The 21,307-nt window shown below is 67.7% G+C and carries 20 protein-coding genes; 12 read left to right on the forward strand and 8 right to left on the reverse strand.

The window, feature by feature from the left end; translation table 11 throughout:
- Nucleotides 1-481 precede the first annotated feature (481 nt).
- From ACFWVD_RS02310 to ACFWVD_RS02325, 4 genes are read right to left on the reverse strand one after another with little or no spacing between them, the layout of a single operon-like run.
- Complete coding sequence (locus ACFWVD_RS02310; protein WP_379240106.1) at nucleotides 482-1,186, reverse strand: ESX secretion-associated protein EspG; 705 nt, start codon at nucleotides 1,184-1,186, stop codon at nucleotides 482-484.
- On the reverse strand, nucleotides 1,183-2,664 hold the full coding sequence (locus ACFWVD_RS02315; RefSeq protein WP_379240107.1) for a WXG100 family type VII secretion target: 1,482 nt from the start codon (nucleotides 2,662-2,664) through the stop codon (nucleotides 1,183-1,185). Before ACFWVD_RS02315 ends, ACFWVD_RS02310 begins: the two co-directional genes overlap by 4 nt.
- The gene (locus ACFWVD_RS02320) at nucleotides 2,651-3,049 is read right to left on the reverse strand and encodes a hypothetical protein (protein WP_379240108.1); all 399 of its coding nucleotides are present in this window, start codon (nucleotides 3,047-3,049) and stop codon (nucleotides 2,651-2,653) included. The genes ACFWVD_RS02315 and ACFWVD_RS02320 overlap by 14 nt, the downstream gene beginning before the upstream one ends.
- A gap of 21 nt (nucleotides 3,050-3,070) precedes the next feature.
- Entirely contained in the window at nucleotides 3,071-3,673 is a 603-nt protein-coding gene (locus tag ACFWVD_RS02325) for an alpha/beta hydrolase (protein ID WP_379240109.1), read from the reverse strand.
- Nucleotides 3,674-4,005: 332 nt separating this feature from the next.
- On the opposite strand from ACFWVD_RS02325, the gene ACFWVD_RS02330 reads away from it, so the two are divergent.
- On the forward strand, nucleotides 4,006-4,920 hold the full coding sequence (locus tag ACFWVD_RS02330; protein ID WP_379240110.1) for an SMP-30/gluconolactonase/LRE family protein: 915 nt from the start codon (nucleotides 4,006-4,008) through the stop codon (nucleotides 4,918-4,920).
- Nucleotides 4,921-5,089: 169 nt separating this feature from the next.
- On the opposite strand, the gene ACFWVD_RS02335 is transcribed toward ACFWVD_RS02330, so the two are convergent.
- Nucleotides 5,090-5,848, reverse strand: coding sequence for a hypothetical protein (locus ACFWVD_RS02335; RefSeq protein ID WP_379240111.1), 759 nt, complete (start codon nucleotides 5,846-5,848; stop codon nucleotides 5,090-5,092).
- A 174-nt stretch (nucleotides 5,849-6,022) separates the two neighbouring features.
- Between ACFWVD_RS02335 and ACFWVD_RS02340 the strand changes: the two genes are divergently transcribed.
- On the forward strand, nucleotides 6,023-7,195 hold the full coding sequence (locus tag ACFWVD_RS02340; RefSeq protein ID WP_379240112.1) for an acyl-CoA dehydrogenase family protein: 1,173 nt from the start codon (nucleotides 6,023-6,025) through the stop codon (nucleotides 7,193-7,195).
- Between the two features lie 9 nt (nucleotides 7,196-7,204).
- Nucleotides 7,205-8,332: an acyl-CoA dehydrogenase family protein gene (locus tag ACFWVD_RS02345; RefSeq protein ID WP_379240113.1), complete on the forward strand. Its 1,128-nt coding sequence runs from the start codon at nucleotides 7,205-7,207 to the stop codon at nucleotides 8,330-8,332.
- A 48-nt stretch (nucleotides 8,333-8,380) separates the two neighbouring features.
- On the opposite strand, the gene ACFWVD_RS02350 is transcribed toward ACFWVD_RS02345, so the two are convergent.
- Complete coding sequence (locus ACFWVD_RS02350) at nucleotides 8,381-8,971, reverse strand: hypothetical protein (protein ID WP_379240114.1); 591 nt, start codon at nucleotides 8,969-8,971, stop codon at nucleotides 8,381-8,383.
- 257 nt (nucleotides 8,972-9,228) lie between these two features.
- On the opposite strand from ACFWVD_RS02350, the gene ACFWVD_RS02355 reads away from it, so the two are divergent.
- Both ACFWVD_RS02355 and ACFWVD_RS02360 read left to right on the forward strand, forming a co-directional pair.
- Nucleotides 9,229-9,483 carry a hypothetical protein gene (locus ACFWVD_RS02355; protein WP_379240115.1) on the forward strand — a complete coding sequence of 85 codons (255 nt, stop codon included), beginning with the start codon at nucleotides 9,229-9,231 and terminating at the stop codon, nucleotides 9,481-9,483.
- 53 nt (nucleotides 9,484-9,536) lie between these two features.
- Nucleotides 9,537-10,373 carry a GNAT family N-acetyltransferase gene (locus tag ACFWVD_RS02360; protein WP_379240116.1) on the forward strand — a complete coding sequence of 279 codons (837 nt, stop codon included), beginning with the start codon at nucleotides 9,537-9,539 and terminating at the stop codon, nucleotides 10,371-10,373.
- A gap of 8 nt (nucleotides 10,374-10,381) precedes the next feature.
- On the opposite strand, the gene ACFWVD_RS02365 is transcribed toward ACFWVD_RS02360, so the two are convergent.
- Together ACFWVD_RS02365 and ACFWVD_RS02370 are read right to left on the reverse strand one after the other, a co-directional pair.
- On the reverse strand, nucleotides 10,382-12,208 hold the full coding sequence (locus tag ACFWVD_RS02365) for a protein kinase (RefSeq protein WP_379240118.1): 1,827 nt from the start codon (nucleotides 12,206-12,208) through the stop codon (nucleotides 10,382-10,384).
- Between the two features lie 163 nt (nucleotides 12,209-12,371).
- Nucleotides 12,372-13,547: a serine/threonine-protein kinase gene (locus ACFWVD_RS02370; protein ID WP_379240119.1), complete on the reverse strand. Its 1,176-nt coding sequence runs from the start codon at nucleotides 13,545-13,547 to the stop codon at nucleotides 12,372-12,374.
- 117 nt (nucleotides 13,548-13,664) lie between these two features.
- Here ACFWVD_RS02370 and ACFWVD_RS02375 point away from each other — a divergent pair, with 117 nt between their 5' ends.
- The 7 genes from ACFWVD_RS02375 (at nucleotide 13,665) to ACFWVD_RS02405 (ending at nucleotide 21,249) form a co-directional block, all read left to right on the forward strand.
- A complete protein-coding gene (locus ACFWVD_RS02375; protein ID WP_379240120.1) occupies nucleotides 13,665-14,435 on the forward strand; it encodes a deoxyribonuclease IV in 771 nt (256 codons plus the stop codon).
- A gap of 102 nt (nucleotides 14,436-14,537) precedes the next feature.
- Complete coding sequence (locus ACFWVD_RS02380) at nucleotides 14,538-15,467, forward strand: TauD/TfdA dioxygenase family protein (RefSeq protein WP_379240121.1); 930 nt, start codon at nucleotides 14,538-14,540, stop codon at nucleotides 15,465-15,467.
- Nucleotides 15,468-15,518: 51 nt separating this feature from the next.
- Nucleotides 15,519-16,739, forward strand: a complete 1,221-nt coding sequence (locus ACFWVD_RS02385) for a CaiB/BaiF CoA transferase family protein (RefSeq protein WP_379240122.1) — start codon at nucleotides 15,519-15,521, stop codon at nucleotides 16,737-16,739.
- Nucleotides 16,736-16,906, forward strand: coding sequence for a hypothetical protein (locus ACFWVD_RS02390; protein WP_378609018.1), 171 nt, complete (start codon nucleotides 16,736-16,738; stop codon nucleotides 16,904-16,906). Before ACFWVD_RS02385 ends, ACFWVD_RS02390 begins: the two co-directional genes overlap by 4 nt.
- Nucleotides 16,903-17,817: a hydroxymethylglutaryl-CoA lyase gene (locus ACFWVD_RS02395; protein ID WP_379240123.1), complete on the forward strand. Its 915-nt coding sequence runs from the start codon at nucleotides 16,903-16,905 to the stop codon at nucleotides 17,815-17,817. Before ACFWVD_RS02390 ends, ACFWVD_RS02395 begins: the two co-directional genes overlap by 4 nt.
- A gap of 127 nt (nucleotides 17,818-17,944) precedes the next feature.
- Nucleotides 17,945-18,721 carry an ABC transporter ATP-binding protein gene (locus tag ACFWVD_RS02400; RefSeq protein ID WP_379240124.1) on the forward strand — a complete coding sequence of 259 codons (777 nt, stop codon included), beginning with the start codon at nucleotides 17,945-17,947 and terminating at the stop codon, nucleotides 18,719-18,721.
- Nucleotides 18,718-21,249, forward strand: a complete 2,532-nt coding sequence (locus ACFWVD_RS02405; RefSeq protein WP_379240125.1) for an ABC transporter permease — start codon at nucleotides 18,718-18,720, stop codon at nucleotides 21,247-21,249. The genes ACFWVD_RS02400 and ACFWVD_RS02405 overlap by 4 nt, the downstream gene beginning before the upstream one ends.
- The last annotated feature ends 58 nt before the right edge of the window (nucleotides 21,250-21,307 follow it).

Below are 21,307 nucleotides of genomic sequence, written 5' to 3' on the forward strand. Positions count from 1 at the left end.
GGGCCCCGATCTTCCCTCCCTCCGGGTACTCCTTCGTCGCACCCTCCGGTCAGTCCAGATCGGGGCGGGCCCCTTTGGTAGGGACTGCCTGGTGATTTCCCGGACCGAAAAGGCGCTGTGTTTTTGGAGCGCTGGCGCGCTCGAGCGGGCCCCGGGGGCCCTGATCTTCCCTCCCTGCGGGTACTCCTTCGTCGCACCCTCCGGTCAGTCCAGATCGGGGCGGGCCCCTTTGGGTAGAGACTGCCTGGTGATTTCCCGGACCGAAAAGGCGCTGTCGCTTGGGGTGGGGACTGTTGGTGGTTAACCGGACCGAGAAGGTGGGGCCTCTGTGGGTAGGGACTTCCTGGTGACTACCCGGACCGAAAAGTTGGGGGGCGACGTCGGCCGTGGCCGTGCACGCGGGTGGTGACGTGTCACGGTTGCTGGGCCAAGGCTCGGTATGGAGGCGGTGGCGGTTTGGGGTACCTGCGCGGGGCAGGTATCAGGCGCTGCGGAGTAGGCGGCGTAGCCATTCGACGGCGGCTTCGGGGGTGGCGGGGGTGATGTCTATGTGGCGGGCGGCGTGGACCAGGTAGCGGCCGTCGCCGGATAGGTCTATCCAGGACAGGACGCCTGCGGGAGTGGGGTCGGTGCCTGCGGCTACCAGGATTTGCCCTATGCCATCGCGGGGGCGTTGGAGGAGTTTGCGGATGCGGGCGGCGTCGGAGGGGCCTGCGATGGGGGCGGTTACCAGGTCGCGGCTGTCTTCGTTGACTCGGGTGGCGGGGGCGGTGATGCGGGGGAGTCGGCCTGGGGGTTGTGGGGGGAGTTTGGAGAAGACTTGGGCAGCTAGGCGTTTCGTGCTACCTACTTGGACGTGGAGCTGTGCACCGCGGTCGGGTGTGGTGCCGGGTTGTTGTACTGCGAGCACGGCTACGTCGCCGGTGACCGCGCCGAGGATTCGTACTGGTTCGGGGGCGTGGCCGCACACTTCGAGGCGGATCTCGGGTTTGGCCAGTACGCGCAGGGCGGCGGCAAGGTCGGCGTCCAGGGTGTGGGCGCACCAGGCGTCCAGGGCGGGCTGTTGGGCTGCGCGCTCGACGCTGTCGCGGGCGGACGCGCGTACGGCCAGCGGGTAGGGGATCCGGTCGCCGTCGGTGCGTGCCCAGGCCAGTGCGAACTGGTCGGGGGTGAAATGCCAGTTCACTCCTGCTCGGTCCACTCACCGAGCACGGCGGGGCTGGTCGGCTCCATCTTCCCGATCAGCGCGTTCACCTCGTCGGCGGGCTCGAGGAACGTCGGCTCCTCCTCGAGCAGACGCAGGTACTCGTCGTCCTCGTCCTCGGGATCCTCCACCACCGGAGCAGGCCGTGGCCCGCTCGACGGCCGGGTCTGCTCGGCGGCAGCCATCGCCCCGCCCATCATCCCGCCGACCGCGCCCGCCCCCATCCCGGCCGCGGCCTCCCCACCGGACATCGCGGGATCGCGCTCCTGCTGCCCGTGACTTCCCGCACCCGCGACCTCGCCCGCCGCGGCGCCGACCGTCTCACCGGTATCAGCCGCATCGGCATCTGCGGCAGCGGTCGTCGGGGTTGTGCCGTGGGCGCCGAGTGTGGCCGCAGTTGTGTTCCCCGCGGTTCCAGCATCGGTGGTAGCCGTAGGGCTATTCGACGCGACGTTGGGGAATGCCGTCGCGTCGTCGGATGTGGGTGTACCGGCGGGGGCATTCGAGGCGGTTGCCGGGCGGGTTCGATTCCCTGGAGACGCCGCGCCGGAGGTCGGCGGGATGGGCGCCGCTGGGCTGTGGGGGTTACTCGGCGCGATGGTGGAGTTCGCCGGTGGGCTCGTGTTCGGTGCTGCGGCTGGTGTTCCGGTCGATGCGCTCGGCGACAGCGCCGGAGCGGTCGCGTTTCCGCCTGCCGGTTGACTGCCAGGAGTTGTCGGCGCGGCAGTGCTGGTGAACCCGGCGGCCGCGGTCGCACCGGCGACGGCCGGGCTGGCGACGACCGGGCCGGCGACAGTCGCGCTGGCGACAGTCGCGGACGGTGTCGCGGGTGTGAGAACGGTGGCCGACTGAGTTCCTGTCCCGGCGCTCGGAGTGGGAGCACCGGCGACGACAGTGCCTGTCCCCGTGTCGATTCCGGTGAAGGCAGGTACCCCCGAACCCGTGGGAAGGAACGCCCCGGCGTAGATCATTTCCATCGCCTGCACCGCGTCCAGACGAGCGTTCTCCGCTTCTCGAGCGATGGTCGCGTTGGCAGCAGCCTGCTCGGAGTCCAGCAGCGCCGCGGACGGATCGGGTTGTGCGGCAACAGGTTCGGCAACAGCGGCGCGAATGGACTCCGCCGCATCACCGGCCCGGTGCAACCGCACGCCGACCGCGGTCAACACATCGGCGATGCGCCGCCCCGCCTGTTCTAACTCGCCCACGGCATCGGCGGCCTGCTGTGCCGCGGCCCCGCGCCACCCGTCGGCGATCGCGGCGCGGATCTCACCGTGCGCGATGTCGACGCCGTCGCCGAGGCTGGTCGCGGTGGTGAGGAAGGTCTGCGCCGCAGTCGACAGGGCGGCGGGGTCGAGTTGCCTTACAGCCTGGTGGATTTCAGCGTGTGAGAGGTTGTCGAAGACTTCGACGACGGGCGCGTAGTCGGCGTCGGTGCGGCCGGAAAGACTACGCATCGCCATCACCGGGAACCTCGATCGCGCCGACGGCGCCTGCCAGTTCCTGATCGGCCTCGCGGTAGCCGGCACCGGCGGCACGGAACACCGCGGCCAGGTCGCGTGCGGCGCCCGCGTAGGCCCGCAACTGGTCCAGTGCGTCGATCGCCTTGGTTTCGAAGCCGGTGCGCAGGGCCCCGCCTGATTCGAGGCCGCCGAACCCGGGGATCACCGCGGTCTGGCTGAGCGTGGCCACCTGGGCGTCCACTTCGTCAGCCAGCCGTTCGTACCGCAGTGCGCACCGTTCGGGCGCGCCGTCGGCGACCAACAGCCCGTCGATCCACAGCCCACCCTCGTCGGCGGACTGACGCAGCGCCGCCGTGTTCGGCAGCCCCATGCGGTTCGGTTGCACCGGTTCCCCCTTCGTCGTTCATCACACCGCGGTGAGTACCCATTCCGCGATGTCGGACGCCACCCGGTCCCGCACAGGTTCGTGCAACAGGTCGTGTCCGGCGTCGGCGTACTCGCGCAAATCTACCGATCGGTGGCGCGCTGTCCATAGCCGGATTACATCGATGGGTGCGCGCCGATCGTCCACACCGTGTACCGCCAGCGTTCGCAGATGCGGGTTCGCGACGGTGTGCGCGACTCGGCGCGGGGTGCCGCAGAGCACGAGTCCGGGCAGGTCGCAGGTCTTTTCGGCCGCGAGGTGCAGGGCGGTCACCGCGCCGAGGGAGTGCCCCATCAACACCGGTGCGTCGGTGTGATCCCTGCCGACGATGTCGAGAAATCTTCCGGCGTCGGCGGTCAGCTCGTCAAGGGTCCCCGGCGCGTCGGGGTCGCCCTCACTCAGCCCCTGCCCGGCGGTGTCCAAGGCCCACAGCTCGATCCGCGCGGACCGCAACGCCGCGGCGAAACGGTGATAGTGCCCGCTGTGCTGACCGGTCCCCGGCAACAGCGCCAGCCGCGCCGCCGGTTCCTCGACGGCCCACCGCCGACAGTGCAATCGTCCACGCTCGCTGTCGAAATAAGGCACGCCCCGATTATGGCCGCCCGCTGCTCGCCGCCCCGACGTCGCCTACGGCCCGCCGCCCACCGATTGCCGTGCACGGCTCGTCGCCTACGGCCCACCGATCCACGGTTCGCCGCGCGCTGCGGGCGCCAGCGATCCGCCTCGCATCCATGTCCACCCCGCGCCCGGCGATTACCGATCGAGTTTGCGGACAGTTCGCTCAATTGTCGTGTGCGACAGCGTCAGTAGGTGTTACACGGTGATCAAAACCGCGGGCGGTGTGTGCTGCCCACGGGAGCCCCCCAGCCGTTAGACTTCGCGCGTCGAACCGGGTCGAACAGAGTCGAGGATTGCAGATGTTGTCGTTTCGCCGTGGCGTCGTTCGGGTAGTGGTCGGTGCGGCTGTGGTGACCAGCGCCTCGTTCGGTACCGGCGCTGTCGCCGGGGCGGCGCCGCTGTCGTCGTGCGGGCAGGCGCGCCAGGAGGTGGCGATCCGGTCGAGTGTGCCGCTGCTGGACTGGTCGGAGAACTTCGGCGTGGATGCGCAAGGCGCCCTGTGGGTTTCGCGGCTCATGCGCGGCGAGGTGCAACGCTACGACCGCGACGGTCGACTGACCGCCACCGTCGCCGTGCCCTCGCCCGGCGCGGTCCGGCTGGGACCCGATGGCCTGCTCTACGTGGTCACGGGCAACTCGTGGCTGGCCGGTTCCGGCGGCATCGTCCGCTTCGACCCCGCGGCCGCGAACCCGACCCCCGCCGTGTTCGCGTCCGGATTCCCGCACCCGAACGGCGCGGCGTTCGACGCCGACGGCAACCTGTACGTGACCACCGGCAACGGCGTGCACCGGCTGCGCCGCGACGGCAGCGAGGACATGGACTGGTGGGCGAAGGTCCGCGTCGAAGGCGCTAACGGTGTTGCGGTGTCCGGTGATTCGGTGTTCGTCACCGCGAACTTCGCCGGCGAGAACGGTCCGGTGGGCCGCGTGCTGCGCCTGTCGCGCACCGACCCCGCCGATGCCACCACCGTCACCGATCTGACCTCGTTCGGTTCCCTGCCCGATTTCGTCGACGACCTGGTCATCCGTGGCGGCGCGCTCTACGTGACCACGCTGGCCGGACACCTCGTCCGCGTCAACCCGACCACGGGCGCCGCCTGCACCGTCGTGTCCACTCAGTCACTGACCGCGGTGGTCGCCGATCCCGCCGACCCGTCGGCCCTGCTCGCGGGCTCGGAAGAGGGCACGGTCCTGCGCATCCGCCCGATCGGCTGATTTCGACCCTCGGGGAAAGCTCAGCGCGGCGATGAGACCGGCGTAATCGTACAAAACGACGAGAAATAATCAGAAAACTGATTTTTGATCGACGTTTTGGGCGATTACGCCAGTCGTCCGGTCTTACCGGGCTATTGCACGGCCCAACCGGACGGTTCGTTGCGGTGGATCAGCCGCCGACTGCGGCCGGAACAGGAGCTGCGGCCTCGGGGGCCTTCGTCGTCGGTGTGCCCGAGCCGGAATCACTGGAACCGGGATTCACACCCTGCGACTCGGGAGCCGGTGCGGCCGCGGGAGTTTCGGGAGGCGCGACCGGCAGGTCGGGAACCACGAACGTGCCCACCGTCGGCGTCATCACGCAGCGCGCACTCGGATAGTCGATGGTCCCCCACATGGAGGCCACCACCGTGCCCGCGCCGCTGCGCACCGTCTTCGACAGCGACGGCAGGTTGAACTCGGTCTGGTCGTCGAGCGCGACGATGCCGCTCTGGCCGTTGTTCACGTTGACCCAGGCCACGCTCAGCCCCGAGGCCAGCGGACTGCCGCTGTGTCGCGGGCTCGCGCTGAAGCGGAGGTCGCCCGGCGTCAAGCTGGTCGGGGTGGTCGGGCCGGGACCTTCGACGGTCGCGGCGGCGATGATCGTGGTGATCGGGCCGTTGCTGCCGCAGCCGAAAGTCGGTGCCGCGTAAGCGAAAGGGGTGAACTGTGCGGAGATGTCGCGCAGGGCGTCGGCGCCGACCATGGTGGTGAAGCCGGTGACCGCGCCGACACCGGCCTTGGCCGAGACGTCCTCGCCGGCCAGGTGCACGAGGTGGCTGATGCCGTCGTCCATGGGGGTCGCGACCGCGGTCGGGGCCAGCAGTGCCAGCGCGCCGATGCTCGCCGCGGTGACCGCCGCTGCCTTACCTGCGATGGAACTGCCGTTCACCCGTGACTCCTCGGTGGATGCTCGTCACCGGGTAGCCCGGCTCGTCTGGCAACGTACCAGGTCGGGCGGCGGGTCGCCGAGACAGCGAACCCGGTCGAGTGTGATGTAGTCGACATCGGGGATTACTCAGGGGTAGGTTTTGGTCGACTGCTTTCCAGAGACTGGGAGACCCGTATGAAGTTAGCCCTGTCCCCTGAAGAGGTCGCCTTCCGCGACGAGCTCCGGCATTTCTACACCACGCAGATCCCCGCGCAGATCCGTGACCGGGTCAAACACGGTCACGACCTGTCCCGTGAGGACTTCGTGACCGCGAACAAGATCCTCAACGACAACGGGCTGTGCGTGCCCAACTGGCCGGTGGCTTGGGGCGGCAAGGACTGGACGCCGATGCAGCGGCACATCTGGCTCGACGAGATGCAGCTGGCCTCGGTGCCGGAGCCGCTCACGTTCAACGCCTCGATGGTGGGCCCGGTGATCGCGCAGTTCGGTTCCGAGGAACTCAAGCAGCGCTTCCTGCCGCCCACCGCCGCGCTCGACATCTGGTGGTGCCAGGGCTTTTCCGAGCCCGACGCAGGTTCTGACCTCGCCTCGCTGCGCACCACCGCGGTGCGCGACGGCGATTCCTACATCGTGAACGGTCAGAAGATCTGGACCACGCTGGGCCAGTACGCCGACTGGATCTTCTGCCTGGTGCGCACCGACCCGAACGCGCCGAAGAAGCAGGCGGGCATCTCCTTCCTGTTGTTCGATGTGAAGTCGCCCGGTGTCACGATGCGCCCGATCAAGCTGATCGACGGCAGCTTCGAGGTCAACGAGGTGTTCTTCGAGAATGTCCGGGTGCCCGCGGATCAGTTGGTCGGCGAGGAGAACCAGGGCTGGACCTATGCCAAGTACCTGCTGGGCAACGAGCGCACGTCGATCACCGGCGTCGGTAAGACCAAGGTCAAGCTGGGTCTGGCGAAGGAGTACGCGCGCGGGACCAGGACCGGGCACGGCACGCTGCTCGACGATCCGGTGTTCGCGGCGCGAGTGGCCGAGTTGGAGAACGAACTGCTCGCGCTGGAACTGACCCAGCTGCGGGTGGTGTCCAATTCTGTTGAGGGCAAGCCGAATCCGGCGTCGTCGGTGTTGAAGTTGAAGGGTTCGGAGTTGCAGCAGGCCGCCACCGAACTGCTGCTGGACATCGCCGGTGCCGACGCGCTGCCGGTGGATGCCGACGACATCGCCTCACCGGGTTGGGCCCAGCACACCGGGCCCGGCTACCTGAACTACCGCAAGGTGACCATCTACGGAGGCTCGAGCGAGGTCCAACGCTCGATCATTTCCTCCACGATCCTCGGATTGTGAGGCGCTGACATGGAACTCGCACTGACCGACGAACAGACGATGCTGCGTGACACCGTGCGCGAACTGCTGCACCGGTTCTACGACGGCGAGGCGCTGACCAAGGTCGGCGACACCGACCCCGGCTGGAGCCGCACGGTCTGGAAACAGCTCGCCGACCTGGGCGTGCTCGGGCTGACGATCCCCGAGGAAGACGGCGGCGTCGGCGCGGGACCGGTCGAGGCGATGCTGGTGCAGGAGGAGTTGGGTCGCGCGCTGGCCAAGGAGCCGGTGCTGGACGCGGTGGTGATCCCGGCGGAACTGTTGCGGCTGGCCGGTAGCGCGGACCAGCGGGCGCGGTTGTTGCCGGCGCTGGCGGAGGGCGTCACGTTGCTCGCCTTCGCGCATCGTGAGCCCGGTATGCGGTGGCCGTCCACGGAGATCACCACGTCTGCGGTGGCGCAGGGTGACAAGTACGCGCTGACCGGGGTGAAGAATCCGGTGCTGCGTGGCGATGTCGCCGACGAGCTGATCGTGAGCGCGGTGCTACCCGGCGGCGGGACGGGGCTGTTCCTTGTCGACCCGAATCAGGAGGGCGTGCAACGACGTTCGTACCGCACCTTCGACGGGCTGCGCGGCGCGCAGTTCGATCTCGACAACGCCACCGGCGAACTGCTCGGCGACCCCACCGACGCCGCGGAACACATCGCGCAGACGCTGGGGTACGCGCAGGCCGCGCTGTGTGCGGAATCGGTGGGCGCGATGGAGGTCGCGTTGGCGTTGACCACCGAATACCTCAAGACCCGCAAGCAGTTCGGGGTCACGCTGTCGAAGTTCCAGGTGCTCACTCAGCGGGCGGCGGACTGCTACGTCTCGCTGGAACTGGCCCGCAGCATGAGCCTGTACGCCACCGCGGCGCTGGCCGACGGCGGCAACGACCCGGTGGTGGCGTCGCGGGCGCGGTTGCAGGTGGGTAAGTCCGCCGAGCACATCGGGCAGGAAGCTATTCAGATGCACGGTGGCATCGGTGTCACCGCGGAGTATCCGGTGAGCCACTACGTCGCGCGGCTGACCGCGATCGGGCAGACACTGGGCGGGGCGCTGGAACATCGGCGCGAGTTGGCCGATCGGATCGGCAGTTACGACCTGGTCGAGTTGTAGGTCGTCCGACGATGGTGCGTGCCCTGACGGGTGCGCACCATCGTTGTGTCATTCCTCGTAGGTGCGCGGGTTCTCGATGATCGTCGGCGTCTGCTCGGTGGTGGTCGGCTCGGCCGGGGGCGCGTGGTCGTAGGAGTGTGTGGGCTCCAACGCGTCGTCCTCGCCCACGATCGGCGGGGGGACGGTGCGGGTCGGGTACGGCCGGGTGGTGAGCCGGGGTCGGGTGGTCGTCGGCTCGTCCTCGGTGGTGACCGGCGGGCGCGTGGTGGGCTCGGGCGGCTGGGACTGCGTCGTGGCCTCCGACGGCGGGGCCTGCGACGGTGGGGATTCGGGGGCCGGTTCGCCCTCGGGCGTCACCGACGGTGAGGTCTCGGTGGAGCTGAGGCTGAACGGTTTGCGCGGCGACATGTACGGCGCGACCCGCCAGGTGGGCGACGGCGGGATCTGGATCTGCACCGTCGTCGACGTCGGTTCGTCGGCCACCCGCGCGGGGGCGGCGGCCAGGTCCGCGCTCAACGGCGGCGCGGGCACGTACACGTCCTGCTGTCCGACGCCGCACGCACCGATGATGATCAGTCCGAGCGACACCGCGCCAACTGCGACCGCCGGACCTACGAACTTGGCCCTGCTGTTATCCATCGCCTGTTACTCCTCGTCGGCTTCGAGATCGCCTCACAGTAGTGCAGGTCGGGCAAAACGGCGCATTTTAAACATTGATAGTCCAGATATCGGATTGATCAAATCAGCGTGTCGTAGGGACGTGTCGCGCGCGTTCACCGTCACCGAGTCGTAGCGTGTGTGAGCAAAGTTACGCATGAGACGCCCGGAACGAAACCCCTGACGCGCAAGGTTTGCGCGACGCAAGTTATCTGATCGGCGTCATCGAGGAGAATCTCATGGGAGCACTCTCGACACCCCGGCTGGAAACCGCGGCGGCGAACCCCGATTCGGCCACGCCAGGCGACACCACGCTGGCTGTCGTCGCGCGGATCATGGGTTGGCTGTTCTTCGTCGGCGGACTCGTCGGCGCGGGCCTCGGCATCGCGGGCCTGCACGTGGAGATCACCGTCGCCGGGCTGATCCTGGCTTGCACGGCAGGACTGATCCTATTGAAGCTGCGCACCGACCGCGAAGCCCGCGAAACAACCTGAGACACCTCATAATTCGGATGCGACCGCCGGTGTGAACGCTTACCGTCGGTACGGTGCGCATCGACATAACCGCTGACGCGGCCCGGTTCCTCGACCGCGCGCAGTCCTTGCTTCGGCGTGATCCGTTGCGGCACACGGTGATCGCTACTGCCGCTGCCAACCGGATCAACGGCCGGGCCGGTGATATGTCGACGCATTTCGTCAGCATCACCGACAGCGCGGGCCCGATCGTCGGGCTCGCGCAGTGCACCGATGGTGCTGTCTACCTCGGCGAACTACCCGCCGACATCACATCTTCCCTCATCGAAGCCTTTGCGGCGCAGCACATCACGGTACGCAGTGTCGAAGGTGACGCTGCCGATGCCGAGGCCTTCGCGGCGAACTGGTCGAAGATCAACGACGGCACCTACCGTGAGACGTTCTCGGCCCGCCTGTTCCGCCTCGGTGACCTACTCGTGCCCGACGCCGTGGGCATGCCGCGTCTCGCCACCGTCAACGATGTGTCCCTGTGCCGCACGATGATCGAGGAGTTCAGCGCGGAGAGCGGCGCGCCGCATCGACTCGACGAGAAGGCGGTGCGCAGGCGCATCGACGCGGGCGCGCTGTGGCTGTGGGACCGCGACGGAACGCCGGTCACGCTGGTCGCGCGGCACCCGGCGGTGATGGGTTGGGCCAGGATCGGCCCGGTCTACACGCCGCCGCGGCACCGGGGCAACGGGTACGCCAGCGCGCTGACCGCCACTGTCGCGGGGCGGATTCGCGACGAGGGTGCGGGCGCCTGCCTGTTCACCGACCTGGCCAACCCGACTTCGAACAAGATCTACCAGCGGATCGGCTTCGAGCAGGTGCGCGATTTCGTCAATTACGGGCTGACCAGCGGCCTCGGTTGAGCGGGGCCTCAGTTCAGTGGGGCAGTGCGCCACCAGCGCAGCATCTCGTCGGCGTCGGTGTGGCTGTTGGTGAACATCAGGAATTGGGCGCGGTCAGGGTCGCCGGTGAAGACGGTGATCATCTTGGCGCCGTTGTCGGTGTACGTGTAGTTGGTGTACGGGACGCCGCCGTTGGAATCGGTGGACTTGGTGTTGGTCGGCAGGTTGTCGACCACCGATTGCACCGCGGCGGCGGAGTCGTAGGCGTAGAACCGGTAGAAGGGGTCCAGGTCGGAGCCGCTGCCGCCGCCGTAGCAGCGCCACTGCCACGCCCAGCCACCGAAATCGGGGTCACCGTCGCTGGGGGACGGGGTGTAGGTGTTGTCGGTTTCCCAGCAGGTGGCGCTGTTGTAGCCGGTGTCGCCGTCGATCGAGGCGGGCACCATTCGACCGAATTCTGCGATGATCGCCTCGGCATCGGGCGTGACGTGCTTGGCCGCCACGGTGGTGGTCGTGGTGGTGGTCGTCCCGCCGGCGTTGTCGCCGCTGGCCGCGATGCCGATGCCGATGAGCAGCGCGATCACCAGGATCACCGCGACGACGATGCCGATGATCAGGCCGGTATTGGACTTCGACGGGGGACGTTGGCCCTGTGGACGCTGGGCGAAATTGCTCGTGGGTGGTCGAGGTGGTGCGGGGTACTGCGGGCGCGACTGCTGGGTGTACGGGTTCTGCGCGCCACCGGGTCGCGGTCCCTGCCCGGTCATCGGCGGTTGCCCGGGCATCGCATTGCCGGTCTGGGCGGTGTGGGCAGTGCCCATCGGCCCCGCGGTCATCGGACCATGCGCGGTGCCCAGGTGGCCGCCGGTCATCGGGGGTTGGGCAATCGCGCCACCGGTCATCGGATGCTGCTGCCCCACAACCGGATAGGGAGAACCTGTCTGACCGCCCGTGGTCGGCCGTCCGGTAATCGGCAGTGCCCCACCGGTATTGGGCCGCGCGATCGGCATGGCAGGCGCACTCGGACTGTTCAACGCGGCGATCGCGGCTTCGGCGAAATCCGTGCACGAGTCGAACCGGTCATCGGGCCGTTTGGCCATCGCCTTGGCCAGCACGCTGTCCAGCGCGTACGAAAGTCCTTGCCGCACAGTGCTCAACGCGGGCGGCGGCTGCTGCAGGTGCCCCTGGATCACCGCGGCCGGATTGGTCGCCGCGAACGGGCCCGAGCCGGTGAACAGCCAAAACAGCGAGCACGCAAGGGAATACTGATCCGAACGATGGTCAAGCGATGCGCCGGTGAGCTGTTCGGGCGAGGCGTAGGCCAGCGTCGCGGTGAAGGTGCCGGTCTGAGTGAGATGACCGGTGTCGTCACGCAATCGGGCGATGCCGAAGTCGGTGAGGTACACCCGTTCACCACGGCCCGCACCCGATCGGGCCAGCAGGATGTTGGCCGGTTTCACGTCGCGGTGCAGCACGCCCATGCCGTGCGCGTAGTCCAGCGCGTCGGCGGTTTCCTTCACGATCTGCAGCGCTCGCGCGGGCGGCAGGGTCCGCGGGTCCACCGAGGCGGCGTCGACACCGTCGATGAACTGCATGGAGATCCACAGCTGTTCGTCGTCGTGGCCACGGTCGTAGACGGTGACGATATTCGGATGATCAAGGCGCGAAACAAGATCCGCCTCGCGCTCGAACCGCGCGCGCACCTCGGCATCGAAGAACATCTCGCGATTGAGCAGCTTCAGCGCCGTCATCCGCGGCAGCCGTGGATGTTTGGCTAGATAGACCGAACCCATGCCACCGCGGCCGAGCTGCCGTTCGATGACGTAGCCGGCGAAGACATCTCCGTTGGCCAGCATGTCTGCTCCACTTCCCGCCGTCCGCCGGGACCCACCAGCGCACGCGCGTACAGCATGAAAAGTCGCGGACGGGCGTTGCCCGCCACGGGAAAATCAACGAAACCTTATCAGCCCGAGGCTGTATGGCGGGTGGTCCGCCGCTCGGGCTGACGGACCGCGACGGTCACGGTGGCCTGCGGTGTTGGGGCGGCACGATGTAGCCGGGATGGTTGCGGCCACCCGGGAGATCGATGGTGCCGGGGCGGGGTGCGCCGCGTCGCGGGGGGATCGCGGCACCGCCGGTCGACGGCCGCGGCGGGGGAGTGCTCGTCGGGTGCGGCTGTGGCGGCGTGCTCGTCGGCGGGTGCGCGGTGTGCGGCTGCGGTGGCGTGGGCGGCGGCGCGTTGCGATAGGGCTGCGCCGGGGTGTGCGGGCGCGGGTAGGCCGGCCCCTGCGGATACGGATCGCGCGCCCGCAGGACCACGCCCGCGGCGGTGTACTGCTGCTGGTGATGCCACGGTCCCGGCACCGCGAACAGTGCGGCCTTGGCCGCCTGCGCGAACTCCGCGCAGCTGGCGAACCGCGCGTGCGCCTGTTTGGCGGTGGCCCTGGCCAGCACCGCGTCCAGCGTCGCGGGCAGGTCGGGCCGCAGGCTGCGCAGCGGCGGGATCGGCCTGCTCAGGTGCGCCTGGATCACCGCGCCCGGGCTGGTTGCGGGGAACGGCACCGAGCCGGTCAACATCCAGAACAGGGTGCAGGCCAGCGAATACTGGTCGGCGCGATGATCCAGCGGCGCGCCCGCCAGGTGTTCGGGCGCGGCATAGGCCAGGGTCGCGGTGATCGTGTCACCCGAGGACAGGGTGGTCTCGCTGTCGCGCACCGCGGCGATGCCGAAGTCGGTGAGCACCACGCGTTCCGGACGACCGATCGGCGGTTTCGCCAGCAGGATGTTGGCCGGTTTCACGTCGCGGTGCAGTACTCCGCTCGCGTGCGCGAAGTCCAACGCGGTGGCGGTCTCGGCGGCGATCTGCACCGCTCGGCCCGGCGTCAGCACGTTCACGTCGGCGGTGGCTACATCGGTGCCCGCCACGAACTGCATGGAGATCCACAGCTGGTCGTCGTCGGTGCCGCGGTCGTAGACATTGACGATATTGGGGTGCTCGAGCTGGGCGACCAGGTCGGCTTCGCGTTCGAAACGGCGGCGGATCTCCTCGTCGGCGGACAGTTCGCGGCTGAGCAGTTTCAGCGCGGTCAACCGGGGCAGACGCGGATGACGGGCCAGATAGACCACACCCATCCCACCCTGACCCAGCACACGCCGGATCGTGTACCCGGCGAACACCTCGCCTTTGCGCAACACGCGAAGTCACCCCCTCCAGGGCAGAGCACCCGTTGAAATTCTACCGATGTATCTCGCGAAGCCACCGCTGTGCAACATCGGCCGAACTTGTCGGTGCCCGAGTTTAAGGTGGGATCTATGCGCATTGGAGCACACGTTCGCGACGAGAGCGATCCGATCGGCTTCGGCGAGAAGCTAGGCGCCGAGGTCGTCCAGATGTTCGTGGTCGATCCACAGAGCTGGGACAAACCCCAGCCGCATCCCAAGGCTGCCGAAATCTCAGCCAGTCCGATCGATGTGGTCGTGCACTCGTCGTACCAGATCAACGTGGCCAGTCTGAACAACCGGCTGCGGATGCCGTCGCGTAACGCGGTGGCCCAGCAGGCGAAAGCCGCGGCGGAGCTGGGTGCGTTCGGGCTGGTCGTGCACGGTGGGCATGTGCGCTCCGATGCCGAGCTCGATACCGGAATCGACAACTGGCGCAAACTGTTCGAACGTCAGCAGGACAAGGGCGGGTTCGCGGTGCCGATCCTGATCGAGAACACCGCCGGTGGAAATCACGCGATGGCACGGCATTTCGACTCGATCGCGCGATTGTGGGACGCGGTCGGCGATTACGGTGCCGGCTTCTGCCTCGACACCTGTCATGCGTGGGCCGGTGGCGAGGAACTGGTCGGGGTGGTCGAGCGGATCAAGGCGATCACCGGGCGAATCGACCTGGTGCACCTGAACTCCTCGCGCGACGAATTCGATTCCGGCGCAGACCGACACGCGAACTTCGCCGACGGGACCATCGATCCGCAACTGCTGGCCGAGGTCTGCCGCACCGCCGGGGCACCGGTCATCTTGGAGACACCGGCCGATGGCGTCGCCGAGGATTTAGCCTACCTGCGGGAGAACCTGCGCTGAGGTTTGCGATCACGCGGAGGCAAAGCCTGTCCGTCGAACGGGATTCACGGTGTGCTCGAGGTACATCACAACCGATCGAGAACGACAGTGAAGGTGATCCCCATGACGGTCGACCACGCGACTCCCGCCACCGTGACGGTGACCAAACTCGGTGCGCACATCGGCGCGCAGATCGACGGTGTTCGACTGGGCGGTGACCTGGACGCGGTGGCCGTCGCGACGATCCGTCGGGCACTGCACGAACACAAGGTGATCTTCTTCCGCGGGCAGAACCACCTCACCGAGGACGGGCAGCACGAGTTCGCGCAGCTGCTGGGGACACCCACCACGCCACACCCGACGGTGAAGTCGGCGGGTGTGAAGAGCCTGGCCATCGACTCCGAGCGGGGTCGTGCCAACTCGTGGCACACCGACGTGACGTTCGTGGATCGAGTGCCCAAGGCGTCGATCCTGCGTGCGGAGTACCTGCCTACCTACGGCGGCTCGACCACATGGGCTTCCACGGTCGCGGCCTACAACTCGCTGCCCGCGCCGCTGAAGGCGCTGGCCGAGAGCCTGCGCGCGGTGCACACCAACCTGTACGACTACGCGGGCGCGGTCGACAAGGTCCGTCCGGCACAGGTGGAGTACTCGTCGGAATTCCAGTCCGATGTGTACGAGACCGAACATCCCGTGGTGCGGGTGCATCCCGAGACCGGTGAGCGTGCGCTGCTGCTGGGTCACTTCGTGAAGCAGTTCGTCGGCGTGACCTCGCGAGAGTCGGATCAGCTGTTCCGGTTGCTGCAGGATCGGGTGATCAAACTGGAGCACACCACCCGCTGGAACTGGGCCGAAGGCGATGTCGCGATCTGGGACAACCGTGCCACCCAGCACTACGCCATCGACGATTACGACGACCAGCCGCGTCGCCTCACCCGGATCACCCTCGCCGGTGACATCCCGGTCGGCGTCGACGGCGCGACCAGCACCGTGCTGAAGGGCAACGCCGAGGACTACTCGATCGTCGAGGAAGTCCAGCTGCTCGCGAGCTGACAGTTCGACGGCGCACGACCCCGCCACCCCGTGACACGCTAGAGTCGCGGGGTGGCGGACAAGTGTATTCGGCCGTTGGATGGTGTTCGCGTCCTGGAACTCGGCAATTATGTTGCCGCTCCCACCGCCGGACGGATTCTCGGGGACTTCGGCGCCGAGGTGATCAAGGTGGAACGCCCCGGAACGGGCGATGAGCTGCGGAATTGGCGGTTGTACGGGGGCGATACCTCGATGCTGTATCGCACTGTCAATCGCAACAAGAAGTCGATCGTGCTGGATCTGCGCACCGAAGCGGGGCGTGCGGTGGTGCTGGATCTGGTGAAGCAGTGCGATGTGCTGTTGGAGAACTTCCGGCCGGGAATGCTCGAAAAATGGGGTCTCGGGCCCGACGTGCTCGAGGAAGTGAACCCGACGCTGGTGATCACGCGGATCTCCGCGTACGGGCAGACCGGGCCGATGGCGGCGCGGCCGGGATTCGCGGCGGTCGCCGAGGCCGTGGGTGGACTGCGGGAGCTGGTGGGCGATCCTGATCGGCCACCGGTGCGCACCGGGGTGTCGATCGGTGATTCGATCGCGGGGATCTACGCGGCGTTCGGGACCGTGATGGCGTTGTTCCAGCGCGAACGCGTCGCGGGGCCGGTGCCGCAGATGGAGCGGATCATCGACGTGGCGCTCAACGAGTCGATCCTGTCGGTGATGGAATCGCTGATCCCCGACCACCTCGCCTACGGCATCAACCGGGAGCGCGTTGGAGGTCGGATGGAAGGCATCGCACCGTCGAACGCCTACCCGACCAGCGACGGTTACTCCATCATCATCGGCGGCAACGGTGACGCCATCTTCCAGCGCTACATGCAGGTCATCGGCCGTCCCGACCTGGCTCAGGACCCGGAACTGGCCGACAACAACGGTCGTTGGCGCAATCGCGAACGCCTCGATGCCGCGATCGCGGAATGGTCGATCCTGCACACCCGCGAGGAGGCGCTGAAGCTGCTCGACGACGCCGCCATCCCGTGCGGCCCCATTTACACCGCCGCCGACATCGTGGCCGACGAGCAGTACCGCGCACGCAATATGATCCAGATGTTCCCCGTCGACGTGGGTGAGGCCGAACCCAAACAGGTGGGGTTCGGCGGCATCGTTCCGGTGATCGGCGGGCAGTCGCTGCCGATCCGCAACGTCGGCCCCGACCTGGGCGAGCACACCAGGGAAGTGCTCGCAGGGCTGCTGGGGATGACCGAAGATCAGATCGACGCGCTGGAGGCACTGTGACGAGGCGAGTACACGGCAGGCGTCGTCCGCCGGTGCGTAACAAGTGGGAGCCGCGCGGGCCGGGTCATGTGCGTCCGACGGTGCATCCGACCCCGGCCAGTGTGGGCGACAAACCGTGCGGCGGCGTGATGTGCGTGCCCGCGCGCGAACCCGAGCAGCGGCGGTGACCGCACCACTGCTGCGTGATGTGACGTTGCGCGACGGTTTGCAGCTCACCGGCAAGGTGCTGCCCGTCGACCAGAAGATCGACGTGGTGCGCAGGTTGTTGGCCGCGGGTGTGCCCGCGCTCGAGATCGGGTCGATGGCGCGGCCGGATCTTGTTGCGCCGATGGCCAATTCGCTCGAGTTGATCGCCGCGCTCACCCCTGATGAGCTGGCGAAATGCTGGGTGTGGGTGGCCACGCCGCGGCACATCGAGACGGCCGCCGAGGCCGGTGCGCGCAACTTTCAGTACTGCTTCTCAGTTTCCGACGCGCACAACAAAGCCAATATAGGCCGCGATACCGAAACGTCGGTAGCCGCGATGCCCGACGCGATCCGACTGGCCCGCGAAGCAGGCGGCGAAATCCAACTCTGCCTCGCCACCACCTTCACCTGCCCGTTAGACGGCCCCGTCGACCCGGCCCGAGTACTGGCCATCGCCAACGACCCCCGCACCCTCGGCGCCACCGACATCGTCCTGGCCGACACCCTCGGCCAGGCATACCCCGGCCAGGTCACCGCCCTGGTCACCGCCGTCCGCGACACCACCCCACCGCGCCGCATCGTGTTCCACGGCCACGACACCTGGGGCATGGGCGTGGCCAACACCCTCGCCGCCGTCGCCGCGGGCGCCACCATGGTCGACGGCGCGCTCGGCGGCCTCGGCGGCTGCCCGTTCGCCCCCGGCGCCAGCGGAAACACCGCCACCGAAGACATCCTGTTCGCCACCCGCCCCGACTGGTTCACCCCCGCCGTCCTGGCCGATCTGGTCGAACTCACCGAGGGCCTGCTCACGGATCTCGGCGAACCCAACCGCTCCCGCACCGCCGCCGGCGCCCGCTCGAAAGCGGCCGCCTTCGACTGGGTCATCGGCTAGCAGCCGCGCGATTCTCGACCGGGTTCCTCCCTTCGTCGACCAGCGCGGGCTAAGAGGTCAGTAAGACCTGGGGTATCAGGGGGATCCCGGATGGCGCGGTTTACGGTGGCCAGCCAGACTGGACAGCATGACTTCGCACGCCATGGGGACCGAGGCCGTCGATGCGGCGGCCGCCACCGATATCGCGGCCGCCGCATTAGATCTGGTCAAGCTGTACGGATCGGGAGATACACAGGTCAAGGCCCTGGACGGGGTGTCGGCGGACTTCGCCAAGGGGGAGTTCACCGCGATCATGGGGCCGTCGGGGTCGGGTAAGTCGACGCTGATGCACTGCCTGGCCGGCCTGGACAGTGCCAGCTCGGGCACGGTCAGCATCGGTGACACCGCGCTCACGGGGCTGTCCGACAAGCAGATGACGGCGCTGCGGCGGGATCGGATCGGGTTCGTGTTCCAGGCGTTCAACCTGGTTCCCACGCTCACCGCGCTCGAGAACATCACCCTGCCGCTGGATATCGCGGGCCGCAAACCCGACCAGGAGTGGCTCGACACCGTCGTGAAGCGGCTGGGTCTGGGCGACCGGCTCTCGCATCGGCCCAGCGAACTGTCCGGTGGGCAGCAGCAGCGGGTGGCGTGTGCGCGGGCGCTGGTGGGCAAGCCGGAGATCATCTTCGGCGACGAGCCAACGGGCAACCTGGATTCGCATTCCTCGGGTGAGGTGCTGTCGATCCTGCGCGCCTCGGTCGACGAGTTCAACCAGACCGTGGTGATCGTGACCCACGATCCGCGCGCGGCCGCCTATGCCGACCGGGTCGTGTTCCTCGCCGATGGCCGGATCGTGGATGAGCTGCGTGCGCCGACTCAGGATTCGATCCTCGACCGGATGAAGGCGCTGGAAGCCCGATGAGTAACCCGATGCGCAAGGTCGCCTTGCGTAACCTCGCCGCGCACAAGGTGCGCTTGGCATTGACCCTGTTGTCGGTGGTGCTCGGCACCGCCTTCATCTCCGGATCGTTCGTCTTCACCGACACTTTGCAGCGCACTTTTGATGGGATTTTCGAAGGCCAGGCACGCGGCGTGGACGTGCGCGTGGGCCCTTCGGATCGCCAATCACTGGGTCTACCAACCAATATCGTCGACGCGCTGGCCAAGACCGAGGGTGTCGAACGGGTCGCGCCCGCGGTGAACGGCCCGGTCGTGTTGCTGGAACCCGACGGCAAGAAAGCCGTACAGACCGGTGGCGCACCGAGTTTCGGCCTGTCCTATATGCCGCCGGAGAAGGCTGTCGAAGCGCCGGACAAGTTCGTGGCAGGCGCGGCGCCCACTCGGACCAACGAGATCGCGCTCAACACCGGCGGTGCCGAGAAGGCCGGACTGAAGGTCGGCGACAAGACCAAGGTGCTGATTCCGTCCAAGGGTGACCCGTTCGAGGTGACCCTGACCGGCATCTACGAGATGGCCGGGACCGACGGGGGCGGTCTGGTCGCGGTGATGTTCACCGAACCGCAGGCACGCCAGCTGTTCACCGACGGGTCGCACGTCGCGTACGCGGATATCGCGGCCGCGCCGGGCATCTCGGCCGACGACCTGCGCGACCAGCTCGCCGCGGGCCTGCCCGATTACAAGGTGCAGAACTCCGAGCAGGTCCGCGAGGACATGAAGAAGCAGATCTCCGACGCGCTCACCTTCATCAACTACTTCCTGCTCGCCTTCGGCGCGATCGCACTGATCGTGGGCACGTTCATCATCTACAACACCTTCTCGATGATCGTGGCGCAGCGACTGCGCGAACTCGCGCTGCTGCGCGCGATCGGCGCCAGCCGTGCGCAAGTCGGACGGTCGGTGGTCGGTGAGGCCATCGTGATCGGTTTGATCGGCAGTGCACTCGGGTTGGCCGCGGGTATCGGGTTGGCGTACGGGTTGTCGGCGTTGCTCAACGCGTTCGATCTTGGGCTGCCCACCGGTTCGTTGACGGTGCTGCCGCGTACCGCGATCGTCGCGCTGGCCGTGGGTTTGATCGTGACCGTGGCCAGTGCGTACGCACCTGCCCGTCGCGCTTCGAAGGTGCCGCCGGTCGAGGCGATGCGGTCCGAATTCGCCAGTGCCGGTGACTCTTTGCGTGTCCGTACCGCGATCGGCGCGGTCATGGCCGTTGCCGGTGGCGTGCTCGTGTACGTGGGTGCGCAGGGCACCGGCAAGGGCGCGGCGGTGACCGTCGGTGTCGGCGCGCTGGCCCTGATTCTGGCGGTGCTGCTGGCCGCGCCCGCGTTGTCGCGGCCGATGGTGCTCGTGCTCGGTGTGCTCACCCGGCCGTTCGGTCCGATCGGGCAGATGGCGCGCAACAACGCCACCCGCAACCCACGTCGCACCGCCGCCACCGCGTTCGCGCTCACGCTGGGCCTGATGCTGGTCTCGGCGATCGGCATCTTCGGCGCCTCGGCGAAAACCAGCGTCGGTGAGCTCATCGACAAGGGCGTGAAGGCCGAATATGTGCTCGCCGGATCGCAGATGATCGGTGCGCCGATCGGCGCGGTCGAAGCGGTGCGCACCCAGGTGCCGGGGATCGGCGATGTCACCGGGGTCAGGGCCGTCGCGTTCAAGGTCGGCGACGACCAGACCATGGCTACCTCACCGGACGGTCCGATCGACCCGGTGATGGACATCGACATGATCAGCGGCACCAGCACCATCCCCGCGGGTGGCACGCTCGTCAGCGAGACCGAGGCCACCGATCGTGGGTGGAAGGTGGGCGACAAGGTCGGCATCACCAGCCTGGACAAGAAGCAGCTCGAGCTCACCGTGTCGGGCATCTACGCCGACTCGCAGCTGCTGGGCCCGATGGTCGTGGATCCCGGCGTCTACGAGCAGTTGATGCCACAGAGCCTGCGCACCAACATCTACGTATTGGTCAAGGCCGAGGCGGGCGCGGACCTCACGGCGATGCGGGCGAACCTGGAGAAGGCCACCGAACCGTTCGTGGTGGTGCAGGTCCAAGACCACGAGCAGTTCAAGGGCGCACAGGGCAAACAGATCGACACCCTGCTCGCCATTCTGTATGGCCTGCTCGCACTGGCCGTGGTGATCGCGGTGCTCGGCATCATCAACACCCTGGCCCTGTCGGTGGTGGAGCGTCGCCGCGAAATCGGCATGCTGCGCGCGGTCGGCACCCAGCGTGCCCAGGTGCGCCGCACGATCTACCTGGAATCCATGCTGATCGCCATCTTCGGCGCGATCGTCGGACTGGTGCTGGGCATCGCGCTGGGCGTCGGATTCCTGCGTACCTTGCGCGATATGGGCATCAACGAGATCACCATTCCGTGGTCGCAGTTGCTGATCGTGTTGGTCGCGTCCGGTGTGGTGGGTGTGCTGGCGGCGGTGTGGCCGGGTGTGCGGGCCGCGCGAACGCCTCCGCTGGCGGCTATCGCTGACCTGTAGTTCCGTTGAGACCGGCGTCATCGCACACTTCGCGGCCCGATAGTCAGAATTCTGACTG

The sequence above is a fragment of the Nocardia sp. NPDC058666 genome, from assembly GCF_042714895.1.
GTDB lineage: Bacteria > Actinomycetota > Actinomycetes > Mycobacteriales > Mycobacteriaceae > Nocardia.